The sequence below is a fragment of the Variovorax glucosi genome (genome assembly GCF_051216695.1).
In the GTDB taxonomy this organism is placed as follows: domain Bacteria; phylum Pseudomonadota; class Gammaproteobacteria; order Burkholderiales; family Burkholderiaceae_C; genus Variovorax.
The window spans coordinates 1-1,354 of the sequence record NZ_JBPJZE010000127.1; the positions used below are offsets into that span (position 1 = coordinate 1).

General features: G+C 54.6%; 3 protein-coding genes. 2 read left to right on the forward strand and 1 reads right to left on the reverse strand.

The window, feature by feature from the left end:
* Positions 1-131: 131 nt before the first annotated feature.
* Both ACSFA3_RS23505 and ACSFA3_RS23510 read left to right on the forward strand, forming a co-directional pair.
* On the forward strand, positions 132-590 hold the full coding sequence (locus tag ACSFA3_RS23505; protein WP_435467607.1) for a hypothetical protein: 459 nt from the start codon (positions 132-134) through the stop codon (positions 588-590).
* Positions 591-716: 126 nt separating this feature from the next.
* Entirely contained in the window at positions 717-1,133 is a 417-nt protein-coding gene (locus tag ACSFA3_RS23510; protein ID WP_435467609.1) for a hypothetical protein, read from the forward strand.
* A gap of 21 nt (positions 1,134-1,154) precedes the next feature.
* Here ACSFA3_RS23510 and ACSFA3_RS23515 read toward each other — a convergent pair.
* Positions 1,155-1,354: hypothetical protein (locus ACSFA3_RS23515; protein WP_435507833.1), on the reverse strand; the 200-nt coding region annotated here is incomplete at its 5' end.

Genomic DNA, 1,354 nt, shown 5'->3' on the forward strand with positions numbered 1-1,354 from the left:
ACTGAGAGTCGGGTCTTCCGAGTCGAATAGGCAGCAGTCGGCCAGAAGTGGCCGCTCAGCACTGCACACAGATTTGACGAAGTGAATCCTTCGATCTTTGTGATTCGCACGAAAAAAACGGGAAATTCACGATGGGTTTGAGCCTAAATTTCGTCGACAACGGCACTGAGCACAACGATATCGTATTGGAGTGGACAGGACAGACTTGGGTTTGCGATTCCTATTATCTAGCGCTTGATGACTACCTGCAGCCAGAAGTCGAAGACGCAGCGAAGACTCGAGCCGTCCTGTGGCGAGTGTTGGAGCAATGGCTGGAAGTGCTAAACGATCTGCGCGTCGATGAGATCGCCTTCCTGCCATATGACTTCTCGGACCAATACACCGGTTGGCTGCGCTGCACTCGTCGCCAAGATGGATTCCTAGTTGCGCGAGGTTGGTCCAACGTCGAAGGGTGGTCTTTCGCTCCATCAAGAGTCGGTGGTCTGCTGCGCAACCTTGACGGATTCCGCACCGATGGTCCGTCTGTCGAACTGCCTACAGAAGAACTCTTGGAATCGATTCGTAAGTCTATGTCCCGTGTTGCGAGCTAAGAGGACACCAGAAGTGGTTGGCCTTGTGAGTTGTCGGTAATGACTGCATGTGCCAAGAACGGACAGCTGCTTTGGGGAGGTTTGAAAGACCGCTCTCGGCTCGCAACGATGGCGGCTTAGGGCCCGATGCTGCGGCACAATCAGCCGGACCGTGAGGCCGCACCCGGCCACAACCAGACATTGCCCAACCCAATGCTTTCACTTCGTATTGATCAATTCGAGTTCACCGATCCCGGCAGCGAAGAGTCTCTCGAGATCGATGTATCGGGTAAGTCAAAATTTCCGCATCCTGATGTGAAGGCGTTTGTCGGATCAACTGTCGGCGCCTCCTGTGCGCTGGTGCTCGCTGAGCCGATGCCTTTCTATCGCGTGACGGATAGGGTGCGCGTTAGCGAATACCTCAAGCGCTTTGCCAAAGTCGACGTGCCGCCGCATTGCGATTGGCCCACCTACTTGCTCTCAAAGGATTCGTGGGACGAGACGCACCTAGTCATATCCGGGCCGGCATCGTTCATCCGCTACTGCTGGTCGACAAGTGCGTAGCGGACTGTGATTTCATGGACTTCAACCAAGAGCTGTACGACCAACGAGTACAAGGACAGCATCGACTTTGTGGTGCGCACAAGGGGACCGTTGCGCCAGTGGAAGACTACAGGCGGCCAAGAGCAGTCCTTCGCTGCTGCAGCGATTGAGTATCTGGTCTGGTGCCAACAATCGAATCATGAAACTGTCGATCGCGCTTTTGCCGGATTTTTCATACACGT

Coding starts and splice junctions, on each gene's coding strand:
- ACSFA3_RS23505 (WP_435467607.1), top strand. CDS start 132: ATGGGTTTGAGCCTAAATTTCGTCGACAACGGCACTGAGCACAACGAT.
- ACSFA3_RS23510 (WP_435467609.1), top strand. CDS start 717: ATGCTGCGGCACAATCAGCCGGACCGTGAGGCCGCACCCGGCCACAAC.